13 protein-coding genes and 1 pseudogene are annotated in these 17,929 nt (G+C 65.0%); 7 read left to right on the forward strand and 7 right to left on the reverse strand.

What is annotated here, in order from left to right:
- Nucleotides 1-490 (reverse strand): annotated as a pseudogene (locus tag AC04MI_RS16615) (polyhydroxyalkanoate depolymerase); the annotation flags it as partial.
- A 205-nt stretch (nt 491-695) separates the two neighbouring features.
- Nucleotides 696-1,784 (reverse strand): GTP pyrophosphokinase, encoded by a 1,089-nt coding sequence (locus AC04MI_RS16620; protein ID WP_436077406.1) that lies wholly within the window; start codon nt 1,782-1,784, stop codon nt 696-698.
- Between the two features lie 214 nt (nt 1,785-1,998).
- Between AC04MI_RS16620 and AC04MI_RS16625 the strand changes: the two genes are divergently transcribed.
- The gene (locus tag AC04MI_RS16625) at nt 1,999-4,833 is read left to right on the forward strand and encodes a bifunctional diguanylate cyclase/phosphodiesterase (RefSeq protein WP_436077405.1); all 2,835 of its coding nucleotides are present in this window, start codon (nt 1,999-2,001) and stop codon (nt 4,831-4,833) included.
- Here AC04MI_RS16625 and dusA read toward each other — a convergent pair.
- Together dusA and AC04MI_RS16635 are read right to left on the reverse strand one after the other, a co-directional pair.
- A complete protein-coding gene (dusA, locus tag AC04MI_RS16630) occupies nt 4,826-5,830 on the reverse strand; it encodes a tRNA dihydrouridine(20/20a) synthase DusA (RefSeq protein ID WP_436077404.1) in 1,005 nt (334 codons plus the stop codon). The genes AC04MI_RS16625 and dusA overlap by 8 nt on opposite strands.
- A gap of 284 nt (nt 5,831-6,114) precedes the next feature.
- Nucleotides 6,115-7,284 (reverse strand): alkane 1-monooxygenase, encoded by a 1,170-nt coding sequence (locus AC04MI_RS16635; RefSeq protein WP_436077341.1) that lies wholly within the window; start codon nt 7,282-7,284, stop codon nt 6,115-6,117.
- 322 nt (nt 7,285-7,606) lie between these two features.
- On the opposite strand from AC04MI_RS16635, the gene AC04MI_RS16640 reads away from it, so the two are divergent.
- Nucleotides 7,607-8,194 carry a lysophospholipid acyltransferase family protein gene (locus AC04MI_RS16640; RefSeq protein WP_436077340.1) on the forward strand — a complete coding sequence of 196 codons (588 nt, stop codon included), beginning with the start codon at nt 7,607-7,609 and terminating at the stop codon, nt 8,192-8,194.
- A 225-nt stretch (nt 8,195-8,419) separates the two neighbouring features.
- On the opposite strand, the gene AC04MI_RS16645 is transcribed toward AC04MI_RS16640, so the two are convergent.
- Entirely contained in the window at nt 8,420-8,869 is a 450-nt protein-coding gene (locus tag AC04MI_RS16645; protein WP_476498200.1) for an Lrp/AsnC family transcriptional regulator, read from the reverse strand.
- A gap of 168 nt (nt 8,870-9,037) precedes the next feature.
- Between AC04MI_RS16645 and AC04MI_RS16650 the strand changes: the two genes are divergently transcribed.
- Nucleotides 9,038-10,159: a saccharopine dehydrogenase family protein gene (locus AC04MI_RS16650; RefSeq protein WP_436077338.1), complete on the forward strand. Its 1,122-nt coding sequence runs from the start codon at nt 9,038-9,040 to the stop codon at nt 10,157-10,159.
- A 15-nt stretch (nt 10,160-10,174) separates the two neighbouring features.
- Here AC04MI_RS16650 and AC04MI_RS16655 read toward each other — a convergent pair whose 3' ends face one another.
- Nucleotides 10,175-12,037 (reverse strand): AMP-dependent synthetase/ligase, encoded by a 1,863-nt coding sequence (locus AC04MI_RS16655; RefSeq protein ID WP_436077337.1) that lies wholly within the window; start codon nt 12,035-12,037, stop codon nt 10,175-10,177.
- Nucleotides 12,038-12,328: 291 nt separating this feature from the next.
- Here AC04MI_RS16655 and AC04MI_RS16660 point away from each other — a divergent pair, with 291 nt between their 5' ends.
- Nucleotides 12,329-13,495, forward strand: a complete 1,167-nt coding sequence (locus AC04MI_RS16660; RefSeq protein WP_260667599.1) for a GGDEF domain-containing protein — start codon at nt 12,329-12,331, stop codon at nt 13,493-13,495.
- Between the two features lie 67 nt (nt 13,496-13,562).
- Here AC04MI_RS16660 and AC04MI_RS16665 read toward each other — a convergent pair whose 3' ends face one another.
- Nucleotides 13,563-14,198, reverse strand: coding sequence for a GntR family transcriptional regulator (locus AC04MI_RS16665; RefSeq protein ID WP_056744916.1), 636 nt, complete (start codon nt 14,196-14,198; stop codon nt 13,563-13,565).
- Nucleotides 14,199-14,341: 143 nt separating this feature from the next.
- Between AC04MI_RS16665 and scpA the strand changes: the two genes are divergently transcribed.
- The 3 genes from scpA to AC04MI_RS16680 form a co-directional block, all read left to right on the forward strand.
- Nucleotides 14,342-16,510: a methylmalonyl-CoA mutase gene (gene scpA / locus AC04MI_RS16670; protein WP_476498201.1), complete on the forward strand. Its 2,169-nt coding sequence runs from the start codon at nt 14,342-14,344 to the stop codon at nt 16,508-16,510.
- Nucleotides 16,507-17,535: a methylmalonyl Co-A mutase-associated GTPase MeaB gene (meaB, locus tag AC04MI_RS16675; protein WP_056062683.1), complete on the forward strand. Its 1,029-nt coding sequence runs from the start codon at nt 16,507-16,509 to the stop codon at nt 17,533-17,535. The genes scpA and meaB overlap by 4 nt, the downstream gene beginning before the upstream one ends.
- Nucleotides 17,536-17,570: 35 nt before the next feature.
- On the forward strand, nt 17,571-17,929 hold a 359-nt coding region (locus AC04MI_RS16680), incomplete at its 3' end, for a carboxyl transferase domain-containing protein (protein ID WP_476498202.1).

A 17,929-nucleotide genomic window follows, 5' to 3' on the forward strand; every position in this document is an offset into this window, starting at 1 on the left:
AGTTGACGTAGTCGTCGAGGTGGAATTCCCCCTCCGACAGCGGCACCAGGCGGGCATTCTTCCAGTCGGTGATGTAGACCTTGTGGTCCTTGAGCATGGTGCGCACGGTGTCGCGCAGCAGCGTGGCGTAGTGGCCCGACAGCGGYGCCACGATCAGCACCACGGGCTGGCYCTTGAGCTTGGTCAGCGTGGCAGGGTCGTCCGAAAAGCGCTTGAAGCGGCGCAGCTCGCARAASGGCTTGTCGACCTCAATGCGTTCATGGATAGCGACGCCGATGCCGTCCACGTCGACCGTGTGGATGTCGAAGGCGGGCTTTTCGTAGTCCTTGCCCAGGCGGTAGAGCAGGTCGTAACCGGCAGCCATGCGCTGTGCTGCCGAGGTCTGGCTCAGCGGCGAGACGGGGTTGCTGAACAACTTGGAAGCCGCCTGCGCAAAATCTGTGAAGGGCTCCATCAAGGAGCGCTGGGTTTCGTAGAGGTGGTACAGCATGGGGCGAAACTCCGTTTTGTTGCAGTGCAATATAGCAGCACTTGGTAACAAGCGCATGGAGTAAAACCACCAATGTCCAGTCGCCTATGCGACAAATTGGCGTGGCCCCGGGGGCGGTGCGCCGGTTCGGCGATGAAGGCTGCGAAGCTATCAAAAATGATAGCAACTCAGGCAATTAGCACTAGCACTTGTGCCGATTTTTGCCTCAACCCTGCACTTTGGGCTCCGCGTTGTCGCTCAGCCAGGCCTCGAACGACTCGCGGGCCGAGTTGCGCAGTGCGGGGCGGAACGCCGTCTTGTTACTCAGATACAGGCAGTGCCGGATCACGGTGTACGGGTTGAAGCTGCCCTGCGGGTTTTGCTCTTCAAAGTGCTGCTTGTAGCGTTTGACCACTCCGATCGTCTCGCGCATGAGACTGTTGAAGCGCGCACGTGTCATGCCGGCTGACCAGGCCTGGATGTCATCCACAAACCCATCGACCTTGGACGGCTCGAATTCGAAGTCCTTGAAAAAATGCGTGGCGATCTTCAAGAACGTGAACGCGTTCAGTTCGCTGCTGGTGGCGGCTGCGCGGGTGGGCGCCTGCAAATCGGCGGCGACATCGGTTGCGGGTTCGGCGGTTTCGTCGGGGGCCTGCAGCAGCTCGGCCGCCGTGGCATCGCGGATCTGGCGGAACTCGCGGTCGGCCAGCTCGAACAGGGCGGACAGCACGTTGATGCGCCGCTTGAGCTGGCCCGGGATGGATTTTTTGTACTTGATCTTGTGGTCCARCACGCTCCACGAGTCCTGGATGATGGTGCGCACCTGCAGCTCGAAGGGCCACTCGGCATAGGCCGCGTGCTCCGGCAGGTCGCGTTCGGCCACGCTCAGCCGCAGGTCCAGGTGCAGCCCTTTGTAGCCAAAGGACGCCTCGGTGCTTTCCACCGCCGAGACCTTGTCGGTCACGTCGATCACCGCGAAATGGGCGCGCACGATCTGGGCAATCTTCTCCAGCTCGTCTTCATACAGGCACACCACCCGCACGCCAATCAGGTCGGTGATGTAAGCCTCTATGTCGTAGGGGGTGTTGCTCTCTTCCAGCGCCGGACGGTATTTGCGCACGAACTTGCGCACGCATTCGTCCACATCCTTCACGCGGCCCTCCACCTTGGTGATGTCCACGCCGCCCGCCTGGGTCACCACCGCCGCCACCCGCGCGGTCAGCGCTGCACAGGCGTCTTCCAGCGCAACCGCCTGCGCGGTGTACCAGCTGCGAAATTGGGATTCCTCCAGGTCGAAATCGAGCGATGCCATGCCAGGCCTTTGTGGTGGGTATTGCCAGGGTTGATACGGGAAGTGGGTGCGGGCGCATAGCCCTTGGCCCAGCGGGTGCGAGCATAAACGGCATGCAGGGACCCGGCCTGTGCAGTTTGCGCGCAAATGCCCCTTTTCGGCGCAGGACAGATGCTCATAATGGGGCAGCACCGCCGGTGCACGATGCAGGTGCATCGAAGTCACACCATCCACCATGACACCCCACCCAGCCCCTGACAACGATGACCTCGCCGCGCCAGGGCAGGCGGCATGGGGGTCTGAAGGGGTTGCGGGCACCAGCAGCCACCGCTGGTTGCCCGTGGTGCTGCCCCCACTGATCGCGCTGCTGACCCTGGGGCTGACCTTCCTGTACTGGCAGAGCGAAGAAAAGAACACAAGGACCAAGCGCGAGCAGAACTTTGAGGTGGCGGCCGACCAGATTGCTTACAACCTCAAGGACCGCATGGCGACCTACGAGGTGGTGTTGCGCGGCGTCAAGGGCTACTTTGAGGGCTCGGAGCGCATCGACCGGGAGGAGTTTCAGGCCTATGTGAGCGCGCTGCAGCTGCAGGCAACCCGTCCCGGGCTGCAGGGGGTGTCGCTGATTTTGCAGTTTCCTGGCAAGGCGCTCGCTGCCCATCTGGAGGACATGCGCCAGCGCGGTTTTGACCAGTACGCGGTGCGCCCACCCGGCGAGCGCGAGTGGCTGGCACCCATCACCCACATCGAGCCGCTGGAGGGGCCCAACCTCAAGGCGCTGGGACTGGATGTGTTGACCATTCCCCCCGCCAAGGAGGCGCTGGACCGGGCCCGTGACACCGGAGCGCTGGCCTTGTCCGGGCGACTGACCCTGATGCAAAACGCTGCCCCTGGGCTGGTGATGTACATGCCCCTGTACCGCGCCGACGCTGACAACAGTGCGGTGGAAGGGCGGCGCCAAGGCTTGGCGGGGTGGGTGTCCGCACCGTTTCGCATGGAGGACGTGATCCATGGCATGTCCCGGGAGTTTGACGCGGACATCGGCCTGCAGATCACCGACAGCACCCCGGACGCGGGTGCGGCATCCCCCGGCACCGGACCAGGAGATGCCGGTGCCGGAGCGGGCGCGCTGCTGTTCAGCAACCTGAAGACACCGGCCCAAGGCGCTGGCGCCCCGGCGTTGCAAGCGCGGCGCGAGCTGGAGCTGGGCGGGCGCCGCTGGACCTTGCACATGGCCCCACTACCGGGCTTTGCGCAGCGCTTTCAGGACGATGGACACCACCCGGTGGCGCTTTTGGGCACGGTGCTGAGCCTGATCCTTGCGTGGTTCACCTGGCTGCTCTCCACGGGGCGCGAGCGTGCGGTGGCACTGGCGCGCGACATGACAGCCGAACTGCGCGCCACCCGGGATGACTTGGAGAGCACGCTCAGCGCCATTCCTGATTTGTTGTTCGAACTGGGGCTGGACGGCTGTATCCACCACTACCGGTCGGCACGATCGGGAGAGTTGGCTGTGCCGCCAGAGATGTTTCTGGGCCGCCTGCTGCGCGATGTGGTCCCCCCCGAAGCCGCTGCCGGCTGCCATGCGGCGCTGCAAGCGGCCCACCAGACCGGGTACTCGTCAGGCCACCAGTTCCGGCTGGAGCTGGGCGGGGTGACCCACTGGTTTGAGTTGTCGATTGCGCGCAAGGAGAGCGCCGCCCTGGGCGACGAACCTCGGTTCATCGCGCTGTCGCGCGACATCACCGAACGCAAGCAGGCCGAGGCGCGGTCGCACCAGCTGGCATACTTTGACGCGCTCACCGGCCTGCCCAACCGGCGCATGCTGCTGGACCGCATGGAACACGCACTGGCCAACGCTCTGAAGGCCGCGCAGGTGGGGGCGGTGCTCTACATCGACCTGGACAACTTCAAGCAGATCAACGATGCACGAGGCCACACGGTGGGCGACATGCTGCTCATGCAGGTGGCCCAGCGGCTCACGCAGCTGCAACGCCCGGGCGACACCGTGGCGCGCCTGGGTGGGGACGAGTTTGTGGTGCTGGTGCACAACGTGGCGTCGGACATGGAGTCCGCCGGGCGCGCTGCGCTGCTGGTGGCCGAAGAAATGCGCGCCGCACTGGAAGCGCCTTACACCATCGACACCCACCTCTACAGCACCACCGGCAGCATCGGCATCACGCTCTTCCCCAAGCGGGGCGAGGGTGTGGAAGACCTTCTGCGGGAGGCCGACACGGCCATGTACCGCGCCAAGGACCTGGGTCGCAACCGCATCCGCTTTTACGAAGCCGCGATGCAGGCCGACGTGCAGGAGCGCCTGGCGCTGGAGCAGGACCTGAAAAAAGCGCAGACCCTGGGCCAGTTGGCCGCCTTTGTGCAAAACCAGGTGGACGCTGCGGGCAACGTCGTGGGCGGCGAGCTGCTGATGCGCTGGGACCACCCCGTGCGCGGCAATGTCCCGCCCAGCCGCTTCATCCCCATCGCCGAGGCCTCGGGCCTCATCCTGCGCATGGGCGACTGGATGATCCAGCAGGCCTGTGAGACCCTGGCACGCTTGCAGGTGGCGGGGCACGCGCTGTCGCTGTCCGTCAACGTGAGCGAGCGGCAGTTCCGCCAGGACGACTTTGTGGAGCGCGTGCGCCACATCTTGGCCCACACTGGCGCCAACCCGGCCCACCTGATCCTGGAGGTGACCGAAAGCCTGCTCATCGAAGACCTGGACGACACCATCGCCCGCATGACCGAGATCGTGCAGTTGGGCGTGCGTTTCTCCATCGACGACTTTGGCACCGGCTATTCGAGCCTGGCCTACCTCAAGCGGCTCCCGCTCTACGAGCTCAAGATCGACAAGAGCTTTGTGGACGACACGCCCGACGACCCCAATGACACGGCCATCGTGCAGTCCATCATCTCGGTGGCCCGCCATCTCAACCTGCGCGTGGTGGCCGAGGGGGTGGAGACACGCGCACAGGCCGACTTTCTGGTCGAAAGCCAGTGCGAGTGCCTGCAGGGCTACCTCTTCGGGCGGCCCGAGCCGCTGGCGGCCTGGGTGGGGCGGCTGACTAAGTAGTCACGGAGTCCAGTGTTGCGGGCTCAGCGCTGGGCTCGGACGCTCCACTGGCATAGGCGTGCATCGCCAGCGCATGCACTTCCCGCGCGGGGCGGTCCTTGAGCAGATGGTTGCTCCACACCTGACGCCAGATGCGGGCGCCGGGCAGGCTGTGGCGCAGGCCCAGCATGTGGCGGGCGATGTGGGGCCAGGGGGTGCCGTGCTGTGCGGCCTCGCGCTCCATGTATTCCACCATCGCCAGCTCCACTTCCTCTCGGGTCAGGGGGCAGGGGGCGCCGCCGTAGTAGAGCTGGTCCCAGCGCGCCAGCCACCAGGGGTTGTGGTACGCCTCGCGGCCGATCATCACGCCGTCCAGGTGTTGCAGCTGCTCCTGCACCACCGCGTCGGCGGTGATACCGCCGTTGATGGCGATGGTGAACTGCGGAAACTCGGCCTTGAGGCGGTGGACCACCTCGTAGCGCAGCGGCGGGATGTCGCGGTTTTCCTTGGGGGAGAGGCCCTGCAGCCACGCGTTGCGCGCATGCACGATGAACACGGTGCACCCGGCCTCGGCCACCGTGCCGACGAAGTCGCGCACGAAGCCGTAGTCCTCCACCTTGTCGATGCCGATGCGGTGCTTGACGGTGACGGGCACGCTGACCACGTCCTTCATGGCCTTGACGCCGTCGGCCACCAGCTGGGGGGCCTTCATCAGGCTGGCGCCAAAGGCACCGCGCTGTACGCGGTCGCTGGGGCAACCGCAGTTCAGGTTGATTTCGTCGTAGCCCCATTCCTCACCTAGCCTGGCGGCCTGGGCGAGCTTGTCGGGCTCGTTGCCGCCCAGCTGCAGGGCTACGGGGTGCTCTTCGGCGTTGAAGCGCAGGTGGCGCTCGGTGCCGCCATACAGGATGCCGCCCGCGTTCACCATCTCGGTGTACAGCAGGGTCTGGCGGGTCAGCAGCCGGTGAAAGTAACGGCAGTGGCGGTCAGTCCAGTCCATCATGGGGGCGACGGACATGCGCCAGGGGCTCAGGGTGGTTTCCACGGGCAAACAGCGAAGGCGGGGAGGGGAATGTTCTGCAGCAGAACGCCCCTCTGGTCGGGGGCGCTGCGGGGCTGCAGGTGCGAAACCCGCATTATCCCACTGGCTGCGTGAGGGGCGCCAGCGGAGGGTTTTGGGTCAGAACGGTCGCAGGTGCTAGTGCCGATTGTTCCGGGTGCTATCAATAGAGGAGTGCTGGAGGTGGCGGGTGTCGGTCCGCAGGGTGCCCGTGCCCAGTCGCCAGCGCATCCACACTCGTTCTATCCCAGGTCCTGCAACCCGTATTTCCGCACGATCGCGGCCCGCTGGCGCGGGTCGATGTTGATGTGGGCGGCGTCGCGCCCCACCTGGGCCAGCAGGCGCGGGTCCATCACGCGGCGCCATAGGGGCGGCACATAGGCCAGCGTGAACATGCCGAAGTAGCCGATGGGCAGCTGCGGCACATCGTCAAAGTGCCGCAGAGACTGGTAGCGGCGCAGCGGGTGCGCGTGGTGGTCGGAGTGCCGCTGCAGATGGAACAGGGCCCAGTTGGAGAATACGTGGTTGCTGTTCCATGAATGCTGGGGGCGGCAGGGTTCGTAGCGGCCGCTGGCGTCCTTTTGCCGCAGCAGCCCGTAGTGCTCGACATAGTTGGCCGAGGTGAGCTGAAAGTTGGCCCAGAACGATGCCAGCAGCAAAAACGGCAGGACGACCACGCCCAGCCACAGCGCCAGCCCTGCCCACAGCAGCGCCGTGATGAGCGCGGGCTGCAGGATCTCGTTGTGCCACGACAGCAGCGGCAGGTGCTGGCGGGCCAGGCGGTCTTTTTCCAGCGCCCAGGCGCGGCGTGCGGCGCCGGGCATCTCGCGCAGCACAAAGCGGTAGATGGACTCGCCCATGCGCGACGAAGCCGGGTCGGCCGGTGTGGCCACATCGCGGTGGTGGCCGCAGTTGTGTTCGATGAAGAAATGCCCATAGGCCGTGGGTGCCAGCACCAGCTTGGCCAGCCAGCGCTCCAGCGCCGTGTTCTTGTGGCCCAGCTCATGCCCCAGATTGATGCAGAACCCGCCCACCGTGCCCGTGGTCAGCACCATCGCCAGCACGCCATGCCAGGGCAGGGGCTGCGTGGCCACCCACCAGGCGCTGAAGATGAAGGCCGCCCACAGCACCGGCACCAGCAGGAAGGTGATGCGGCGGTAGTAGCGGTCGTTTTCCAGCGCAGGCACGGCGGATTCAGGCGGGTTGCTCTGGTCCACGCCCAGCATCCCGTCGAGCAACGGGGCGACGAGGTAGAAAAACGCCACCGGCGCCCACAGCACCAGCGGTTCGCCGGTCCATGCCATCAGTGCCGGGCCTACGCCCACGGTGCAGGGCACCACCAGGGACAGCAGCCATGCGTACCGCTTGCGGTCGCGGTAGGGCGGGGTGGTGGGCAATAGGGTTGGCAGCATGGGGCGGCAGCGACAACGCGGACCTGCTGGTGGTGCATTCTGGACCGGTGGAGATCCAACGCCAGTTTTATTTGGCATGGCGCCTTTACTCCGGAAATTGGAGCAAAAATGGCTGGTAGCGCTAGTGATGTTTGCCCTGAGCGCTATGAAATTGGGAGTAATCTGCAGGGGCGCATGCAAGCGGCGGCGGCTCCACTTTGCCTTGCGTCAAGGTGGGACATTGGCACGATCAGCGATACTCGCGGCGCTCTCGATGCCTGTGGAGCCAAGCGCCCACTGCCTGTTTCAGCGCCCCGGGCTCCGTTCTGTCACCCCTTTTCCCATGCACCACACCATTTTTGACACACCGGTTGTCAACACGCTCCTGCGCGCTTTTTCCCGCTTCACCCTGCGCATCACCGGCTGGAAGGTCGAGGGCGCCTTGCCAGCCCATGCTGCCAAAAGCGTGCTGATCGCCGCACCCCACACCAGCAACTGGGACTTGCCGTACACGCTGATGCTGGCGTTCTCGCTGCGCCTGCGCGTGTACTGGATGGGCAAGCACAGCCTGTTCAAGGCGCCGTTTGGCGGGGTGATGCGCTGGCTGGGGGGCATCCCGGTGGACCGCAGCCAGGCCAACAACCTGGTCGCCAACTCGGCCCAGGCCATGCGCGATGCCGACGGTCCCATGCAGCTCATCGTGCCGCCCGAGGGCACGCGGGGCAAGACGCGGCACTGGAAGACAGGCTTTTACTTCATCGCCCGGCAGGCGGGCGTGCCCATCGTGCTCGCCTTTGTGGACTATGGCCGCAAGGTCGGCGGCCTGGGCCCGGTGTTCGAGCCCACGGGCGATGTGGATCGTGACATGGCGCGCATCAAGGCGTTTTATGCGCCGATCCGGGGCAAGAACCCGACGCAGTTCGAGGCGTGATTCACTGGTTGTAAAAATAGCCACTATCGCTTGATAGATAAGCGCTGGTAGCTTCAGTATCCATAGCATTTAGCGCTTGATTTTGAGCGCGCTGGTGGCTATTGGCGCAGCGTACGCCAGGGCTGCCGATGAAGGGGCGCCGCGCCGCGCTGGCAGCGTCCCCCGTCCCGAATCGCGCAGCGAGTCGAGAGAAGGGGGAAGCGGCGTAAGCCGCTCAGGGGGATGTCACCCTACCTGTCGTCGGTCGATTTTGCGGCTGAGCACGATGCTGGTCTGCGTCTGGTGCACGCCCTCCAGCTGGCCGACCTTGTCGAGCAGGGTGTCGAGCTGCTCGTGGCTGGCGCAGCGCAAGAACACCAAGTAGTCAAACGGCCCGCTCACGGCCGACACCTCTTCGACCTCGGCCATGGCCTCCAGCGCGCGCAGCACGGCGGGCGCTGCCTTGGGCAGCACGCTGATGCTGCACCAGGCCCGCACGGTGGTGGCGTCTAGCCGCGTACCCAGCCGCACCCCGTAGCCAGCCACCACACCCGAACGCTCCAGCCGCGCGATGCGCGCCACCACGGTCGTGCGGGCCAGGCCGAGCTTGCGCGCCAGCGTGGCCGTGCSCTCGCGCGCATTGGCCTGCAGCAGGCTGAGCAGTTGCCGGTCGGTGTCATCCAGGGACTGGGTCATGCGCATTTCCTCAAAAAGTCATAACGCCCATCATATTCGCCGTTATGGCAAATCAAAGAACAGCTTTCGACGTTTTGAGCGCTACACATTGACAGCGCTGTTGCCTAGCATCAAGGCATTCACAACACCTCTCCGCCATGTGCGGCGAGCACTACCGGGAGCACTGCCATGACCACCTTCGACATTTCCTCGCACTCCACCTCCCGCCGCCCCATCACCATACTGGGGGCGGGCCACATCGGCTTCGCCATGGCACTGCTCCTGCAACAGTCCGGCGACTACGACATCCTGGTGGTGGACCGCGACCCGGTGCGGCTGGCCGAGGTGGCAACTTTGGGTATTTGCACCCGATTGGCCACAGACGACGCGAGCCTGCAGGCCGCCATCGACGGCCGCTTCGCCGTGCTGAACGCATTGCCGTTCCACCGTGCCGTGCCCGTGGCCACGTCGTGTGCACGCGCAGGCGTGCATTACTTTGACCTGACCGAGGACGTGGCCAGCACCCAGGCCATCCGCGCCCTGGCCGCCAAGGCCCACAGCGTGTTCATGCCGCAATGTGGCCTCGCCCCGGGCTTCATCGGCATCGTGGGCAATGACCTGGCCCGGCGTTTTGACACGCTGCACTCGCTGCGCATGCGCGTGGGGGCGCTGCCCCGCTACCCACAGGGTGCCCTGCGCTACAACCTGACCTGGAGCACCGAGGGGCTCATCAACGAGTACTGCAACCCCTGCGAAGCCATTGTGGACGGCGTGCGCACCACGGTGCCCGCGCTGGAGGGGCTGGAAACCTTTGCGCTGGACGGCGTGGAGTACGAGGCCTTCAACACCTCGGGTGGCCTGGGCACGCTGACAGAAACGTTGGCGGGCAAGGCGCGGCAGGTGGACTACCAGTCCATCCGCTACCCGGGCCACAACGCCATCCTCAAGCTGCTGCTCAATGACCTGCGCCTGCGGGACCGGCGCGATCTGCTCAAGGACATTCTGGAAACCGCCATCCCCACCACGGACCAGGACGTGATCGTGGTGTTTGCCACCGCATCAGGCCTCAAGGGCGGGCGGCTGGTGCAGGACTCGTACTCGGCCCGTATCGTGGGCACGCAAGTGGCTGGGCATACGCTGAGCGCCATCCAGCTCACCACGGCCGCAGGCATCTGCACGGCGCTGGACCTGGTGTCGCAAGGCAAGTTGCCGCAGCAGGGCTTTGTCGGGCAGGAGTCCGTGGCGCTTGCGGACTTTCTGGCCAACCGCTTTGGTTCCGCCTACGCCCGGGAGGGCGAGTTGGTGTTGTAAGAAGCAAGCCGAGGCTCAGCGCCCCGGCTTCTGGTACATGCCCTCAATGGCTTCGGCAAAGTGCGCCATCAGGTTGTTGCGCTTGAGCTTGAGCGTGGGCGTCATGAAGGTGTTTTCAATCGTCCAAGGCGTGAGCGTCAGGTGCACCGTGCGCGGCACGGCATAGCGGGCAAAGCTGGCGGTGTTCTTTTCGATGCGCGCCAGCACAGCACGGTGCACGCTGGGGTCGTTCAGGCTGTCGGCGGCCTGGGGGTTCAGGCCCAGGTCAGCGGCCAGGCGCTGCCACTCGCCCGGGTTCAGCACGGCCACACAGGCGATGAAGGGGCGGTTTTCGCCCACCACAAACGCCTGCTCCAGCAGCGGGTCGGCCAGCAGGGCCAGTTCCAGGTCGCCCGGCGGGATCTTTTCGCCGGTGGATGTGACGATGATTTCCTTGATGCGGCCCTTGATGTAGATGCGGCCATTCACGATGTCGGCCTGGTCGCCGGTGCCCAGCCAGCCGTCGGTGCTCAGGATGCGTGCGGTGTCTTCGGGGCGCTTCCAGTAGCCCTTCATCACGATGGGGCCGCGCACCTGCAGCTCGCGGTTGTCTCCAATACGCACTTCCACGCCGGGCATGGCCTTGCCTACGCAGGCGGGGTCGTTGTCGTCCAGTGCGTTGACCGACACCACCGGTGCGGTCTCGGTCATACCGTAGCCCTGGATCAGCGGCAGCCCCAGGCCCAGAAAACACTTGGCAATGGTGGGCGACAGCGGCGCGCCGCCGCTCACCGCCACGCGCACGCGGCCGCCAAACTGGGCCAGCAAAGGCTTGGCCACCAGGGCCTGCAGCACCGGCCAGGGCAGGGCGGCCATCCAGCCTGCGGCCTGACTGCTGGCGTCCGGTGTGGGGGCAGCCAGCCCTTGGGCTGCACAAAACCGGGTCCAACCCTTGTTCTGCGCGGCTTCGTACAGCTGCATCTTCCAGGGCGTGGGCGAGAGTTTTTCGAGCAGCTTGGCGTGGATGCGCTCGTAGATGCGCGGCACCGACACCAGCACGGTGGGGCGTATGGTTTTCAGGTCTTCCGCCAGCTGGGCCACCGAGCGGGCATAGGCCACGCAACTGCCCGCCGCAATCGGCAGGTAGTAGCCGCCCGTGCGCTCAAAGGTGTGCGACAGAGGCAGGAACGACAGGAACACGTCGTCCACTGTGGGTGCAATGCGCTCCAGCACGGCCTTCACGTCGCTGACCACGTTGCGGTGGGTCAGCATCACGCCCTTGGGTTTGCCGGTGGTGCCGGAGGTGTAGACGATGGCCGCCAGGTCATCGGCCTGCGGGCCTGTGGCCGCGGTGGACGCGTCCGTTTGTGCCGCACCCGTCAGCCATTGCGCGAGCGAGCCCACGGCCGGGCTGTCGCCCGACGCCGGGGTGGCCTTGAACGCGTCGTCGTCATCAGTGATCACCACGGCGCGCAGGGCCGGGAAGGGCGTGCCCACGGCGCGGATCTTTTCCCATTGCTCGGCCTGGCTCACGATCAGCATCGATGCCTCGCAGTCCGCCAGGATGTAGGCGATGCTGCCGGGGTTGTCGATGGCGTGCAGAGGCACAGGCACGCCGCCGACGGCCAGCGTGGCCTGGTCTGCGCACATGGCATTGAGGCCGTTGGGCAGCAAGATGGCCACGCGGGCCGCAGGCGGCAGCTGCATGGCGGCGAGGGCCTGGGCCCAGGCTTTCACGCGCTCTGCGGTCTGCGCCCACGTCAGGCTTTGCCAAGCCTTGCGGTTCGTGTCATATGCGCGAAAGGCGTCGGCCTGGGGAGTTTGGCCGACCCGGTAAGCCAGTAGTTGGGGCAGCGTGTGAACGTCGGAAATTCGGGTGGGGGCGGTGGCTGAGGTCATCTGACTGGTGCATGGTGCCCGCTGAGGGACTTCAGTGGGGCGTCCGCATGCCGGAGCGCCTCACTGGGAGATTCTGGGCCCTGATCAGGGCAAACCCGAAGATGATAGCCAGCACAGGAGCTTGCGGCACCCATCCGGTGGCGTGCTTTGTGAGAAATGGTGCATTCCTAAAGATGGAATGCCGAGGCGGGCACTGCGTGCGGCCGCCACATGGCGCGTCGAGGGCTGCAGGCACCATGGGCACAATACGCGCCATTCCATAGCCACGCGAACGCCGCACCAGCAAACCCCATGGACCCTGTCACCATTTTTTTCATTGCCACCCTCATGATGCTGGCAAACGGTGGGGTTCTGGGCCTGATGCACAAGGACTTGCCGTTGCCCATGCGGCCCGCTGCGGCCAGCTGGCGCGTTGCCACACTGCTGTTTGCCGGTGGCTCTATCCTGTTTGCCGCGCAGGGGCTGAACCCGCCCGCCTACACCCTGGCCCTGGCCAATGCGCTGGTGATGTTCGGCTTCACGGGTTATCTGCGTGCATTGCGGCAGTTTTATGGCCTCAAGGACAAGCTGTGGATCATGGTGCCCGCCGCTCTTGGCACGGCGGCCGTGTTCTGGCTGACCTTGGGTACGGCTGACGTGGGCGGGCGCATTCTGACCGTGTCGGTGGTCTGGTCGGTGCTGATGGTGCACTGCATTGTGGTGCTGGTTTCGCAGGAGCGCCGCGACGGCGCCCGCAGCCGACGCGTGATGGCTGGCCTGTTCACGGCCGTTGCCTTGTTTGTGCTGTTCCGTGCGGGCTACTTCGTGTTGATGGGTGTGAACCCGGCCTTCAATGTGCTGGGGGCGGGAGCCTGGATGAACATTGCCACCCCTATGGTGGCCGCCACTTTGCCCGTGATTGGCACCACAGCGTTCTTGCTGATGTGCTCGGAGCGCATCCGCCGCCAGTGGGAGCGCGCAGCGTCCACCGACTACCTGACCGGCCTGCCCAACCGCCGCACGCTGGTGGAGATGGGGCTGCAGCGTTTTGAGCAGGCCCGCACCAGTCCGGCGTCCGGCGGGTTCGGGCTGGCGATTGTGGATATAGACCACTTCAAGCGCATCAACGACGAGCACGGCCACGAGATGGGCGATGTGGCCCTCAAGCATGTGGCGATGCGGCTGCGGTCGGCCTGCCGGGGGGCCGAGTTGCCGGCTCGGCAAGGTGGGGAAGAGTTTGTGGTGCTGTTCGACAACCTGCAGCTGCACGGCGCCCCTGCCGCTGGCGAGCGGTTGCGCCAGGCCGTCGCCCAGGCGCCGTTCACGGCGGGTGACCTGGTGTTGCCGTTGACGGTGTCGATAGGCTTGGCGGTGCTTCGCGCTGACGACGCTCACTTTGATGGCTTGCTGCGCCGCGCAGATGAGGCGCTTTATGCGGCCAAGGCGGCAGGGCGTAACCGGGTGGAAGTCGCTCTCTGAAGGCCCGATCGAGCCCGATGCCCACTGGGTCCGGTGTCTGGTTACCAGCCTGTTCCGGTGCCAAGAATCAGGTCGCCGCTTCCAGCCCCTGCGCAAAGTGCGCCTGCATAGCCTTGACCGTGGCCTTGGCGTCACGCGCCACCATCGCGGCCAGGATGGCGCGATGCTCGCCCAGCGAATCTTCAATACGACCTTGCTTGAACAGCGAGTTGTGGCGGTTGAGCTTCATCACCTTGCGCAGRTCSGCCACCATCTGGCTGCGCCAGCGGTTGTCGGCCATCTCCAGCAGGTGCATGTGAAAGCGTTCGTTGACGGCGAAGAATTTTTCGCGATCAGCCACGGCGGCTTCCAGCTCGGCGTGCAGGTCCTGCAGCGTTTTCAACTGCGCCTCGGTGGCATGTTCGGCCACCACACCGGCGGCGTCGCTCTCGAGCAGGCTGAGCAGGTGGTACACGTCGCGCAGGTCTTTTTCGCTCATCTCCGTCACATAGGCGCCACGGCGCACCTTCATCGTGACCAGGCCTTCAGCGGCCAGCACCTTCAGCGCCTCGCGCAGGGGCGTGCGGCTGATGCCGAATTCCTCGGCAATCTTGAGCTCGTCGATCCAGCTGCCCGGCTCCAGTTCGCGGCGGAAGATGCGCTGGCGCAATTGCTCGGCCACTTCTTCGTAGAGCGCGCGGGGAGTAAGGGTGAGGGCAGACATGGGGTGGATTGTAAGCTGGGCGGAATATTTTGAATCAATAATTATGAATGATGTAAACTCGCCGCCACACCACTGCACCTGTGCGGTCACCGCCTGTGCGCTGTGTTGGACGCCCCAACGCCATCTTCGGAGTAGCTTTTGCCATGAGTGACAACCCCACCAACAACGCCCCAGAGTTCGCCGCGTCTTCGCTGGAAGCCTGGGCCAAGGCCGCAGCCAAGTCGGCGCCGGAGGGCGATGTCAGCGCCCTCAACTGGGTCACGCCCGATGGCATCACCGTCAAGCCGCTGTACACCGCCGAAGACACGGCCAGCCTGCCGTACGCCAACACGCTGCCCGGYTTYGAGCCCTACCTGCGCGGCCCSCAGGCCACCATGTAYGCSGTGCGSCCCTGGACSATCCGCCAGTACGCRGGYTTYTCGACCGCCGARGAATCSAAYGCKTTCTACCGSAAGGCSCTGGCYGCSGGCGGGCAGGGCGTGAGYGTGGCSTTCGACCTGGCCACCCACCGSGGYTACGACAGCGACCAYCCSCGCGTGACSGGCGAYGTSGGCAAGGCCGGSGTGGCAATCGACTCGGTCGAGGACATGAAGATCCTGTTCGACCAGATCCCGCTGGACAAGGTCAGCGTATCGATGACCATGAACGGCGCGGTGTTGCCCGTGCTGGCGGGCTATGTGGTGGCGGCAGAAGAGCAGGGCGTCTCGCAAGACAAGCTCTCAGGAACCATTCAGAACGACATTCTGAAAGAGTTCATGGTGCGCAACACCTACATCTACCCGCCCAAGCCGTCGATGAAGATCATTGGCGACATCATCGAGTACACGGCCAAGAACATGCCGAAGTTCAACTCGATCTCGATCAGCGGCTACCACATGCAGGAAGCCGGGGCCAACCAGGCACTGGAGCTGGCCTTCACCCTGGCCGACGGCAAGGAGTATGTGAAGACTGCCATCGCCAAGGGCATGGACGTGGACGAGTTCGCCGGGCGCCTGTCGTTCTTCTGGGCGATTGGCATGAACTTCTATCTCGAAGTCGCCAAGATGCGCGCCGCGCGCCTGCTGTGGTGCCGCATCATGAAGGCCACGGGGGCCAAGAACCCCAAGAGCCTCATGCTGCGCACGCACTGCCAGACCTCGGGCTGGAGCCTCACCGAGCAGGACCCCTACAACAACGTGGTGCGCACCACCATCGAGGCCATGGCSGCSGTSTTYGGCGGCACCCARAGCCTGCACACCAACAGCTTTGACGAAGCSATTGCGCTGCCYACCGAGTTCAGYGCCCGCATYGCGCGCAACACGCAGCTCATCATCCAGGAAGAGACSCAYATCACSAACGTGRTCGACCCCTGGGCCGGCAGCTACATGATGGARAAGCTSACSCAGGACATGGCCGACGCGGCCTGGRMSATCATCGARGARGTCGAGGCCATGGGYGGCATGACCMAGGCSGTGGACAGCGGCTGGGCCAAGCTCAAGATCGAAGCKGCYGCCGCCGAGAAGCAGGCGCGCATCGACWSKGGCAAGGACGTGATCGTGGGCGTCAACAAGTACAAGCTGGCGAAGGAAGACCCGGTTGACATCCTGCAGATCGACAACATGAAGGTGCGCGACGGCCAGATCGCTCGCCTGCAAAAGATCCGTGCAACGCGCGATGCCGCCAAGGTGCAGGCAGCACTGGATGCGCTGACCGCCGCCGCAGAGAGTGGCGAGGGCAACCTGCTCGATTTGTCCATTCAGGCTGTGCGTCTGCGTGCCACAGTGGGCGAGATCAGCGATGCGTTGGAGAAGGTTTTTGGGCGCCACCGCGCCGATACACAAAAGGTGACCGGTGTGTACGCAGCTGCCTATGACTCGGCCGAAGGCTGGGACAAACTCAAGACCGAAATCAACGCCTTTGCCGAAGAACAAGGCCGCCGCCCCCGCGTGATGATCGCCAAACTGGGCCAGGACGGCCATGACCGGGGCGCCAAGGTGGTGGCCACCGCGTTTGCTGACCTGGGCTTTGACGTGGACATGGGCCCGTTGTTCCAGACCCCCGAGGAATGTGCCCGCCAGGCCATTGAAAACGACGTGCACGCCGTGGGCGTGAGCACGCTGGCTGCAGGCCACAAGACACTGGTGCCCGCCATCATTCAGTCGCTCAAGGACCAGGGYGCSGACGACATCATCGTGTTCGTSGGCGGSGTGATTCCSSSGCAGGACTACGAYTTCYTGTATGAGTCGGGCGTCAAGGGCGTGTACGGCCCGGGGACGCCGATTCCAGCCAGCGCCAAGGATGTGCTGGAGCAGATTCGCAAGGCGGTGGCGTGACGCCTGCGGCGCTTCTTGACGGGGTGGTGCAGGGCACGGCGGCGGTGCAACGCAGGGCCATGTCCAAAGCCATCACGCTGCTCGAATCGACGCGGGTGGACCACCGCGCCCAGGCCGACGAGCTGCTGACCCAGCTGCTTCCGCACACCGGCAAGGCCTTCCGCCTGGGCATCAGCGGCGTGCCCGGCGTGGGCAAATCCACCTTCATCGAAGCCTTGGGCCTGTACCTGATCGGCCAGGGCCACCGCGTGGCCGTGCTTACCATCGACCCCTCCAGCACCGTCTCGGGCGGCTCCATCCTGGGCGACAAGACGCGCATGGAACACCTGTCGGTGCATGAAAAGGCCTACATCCGCCCCAGCCCGTCGAGCGGCACCCTGGGCGGAGTCGCAGAGAAGACCCGCGAAGCCATGCTGGTCTGCGAGGCCGCAGGCTACGACGTGGTGATCGTCGAAACCGTGGGCGTGGGCCAGAGCGAGATCGCGGTGGCGGGCATGACGGACATGTTTGTGCTGATGCAGCTGCCCAACGCGGGCGACGACCTGCAGGCCATCAAGAAGGGCGTGATGGAGATTGCTGACCTGGTGGTCATCAACAAGGCCGACATCGACAAGAACGCCGCCACGCGGGCCGAGGCGCAGATCACGTCGAGCCTGCGCCTGCTCAGCCAACACGGCAACCCCGAGAACGCGCACCACGACGAAACGCTGTGGCACCCGAAGGTCGTGCAGATCAGCGCGCTGCTGGGGCAGGGCGTGGACAGCTTCTGGGCAGCCGTCACGCAGTTCCGCCAGCTGCAATCCGCCAACGGCCGCCTGGCCACGCGGCGCGAGAAGCAGGCGCTGTCCTGGATGTGGGAGCGCATCGACGCGGGCCTCAAGCTCGCTTTTCGCCAGCACCCGCAGGTGCGCGAGCTGCTGCCCCAGATGCAGGCCGATGTGGCAGCAGGGCGCATTGCGGCATCGACTGCAGCACGAAATCTGCTGCTAGCGCAATCCAATCATGCGCTGGCAGCTATCAAATAAATAGTAGACACCAACCCATTCACCAAAGGACGACCATGCAAGACATCCTGGAGCAACTGGAGAAAAAGCGTGCCCTGGCACGCCTGGGCGGCGGGCAAAAGCGCATTGATGCGCAGCACGCCAAGGGCAAGCTCACGGCGCGCGAGCGCATTGAGCTGCTGCTGGACGACGGCACGTTCGAGGAATGGGACATGTTCGTCGAACACCGCTGCACCGACTTTGGCATGGAGGACAACAAGATCCCCGGCGACGGTGTGGTGACAGGCTACGGCATGATCAATGGCCGCCTSGTGTTCGTGTTCAGCCAGGACTTCACGGTSTTTGGCGGTGCGCTCAGCGAARCSCAYGCCGAAAARATCTGCAAGGTGATGGACCAGGCCATGAAGGTCGGCGC

The organism is Acidovorax sp. LjRoot204, from assembly GCF_056175785.1.

Excerpts from the sequence above, each read along its gene's own strand:
- AC04MI_RS16650 (WP_436077338.1), top strand. The coding sequence starts at position 9,038 with ATGACCACCTTCGACATTTCCTCGCACTCCACCTCCCGCCGCCCCATC.
- AC04MI_RS16660 (WP_260667599.1), top strand. The coding sequence starts at position 12,329 with ATGGACCCTGTCACCATTTTTTTCATTGCCACCCTCATGATGCTGGCA.
- AC04MI_RS16640 (WP_436077340.1), top strand. The coding sequence starts at position 7,607 with ATGCACCACACCATTTTTGACACACCGGTTGTCAACACGCTCCTGCGC.
- dusA (WP_436077404.1), bottom strand. The coding sequence starts at position 5,830 with ATGTCCGTCGCCCCCATGATGGACTGGACTGACCGCCACTGCCGTTAC.
- AC04MI_RS16625 (WP_436077405.1), top strand. The coding sequence starts at position 1,999 with ATGACACCCCACCCAGCCCCTGACAACGATGACCTCGCCGCGCCAGGG.
- AC04MI_RS16635 (WP_436077341.1), bottom strand. The coding sequence starts at position 7,284 with ATGCTGCCAACCCTATTGCCCACCACCCCGCCCTACCGCGACCGCAAG.
- AC04MI_RS16655 (WP_436077337.1), bottom strand. The coding sequence starts at position 12,037 with ATGACCTCAGCCACCGCCCCCACCCGAATTTCCGACGTTCACACGCTG.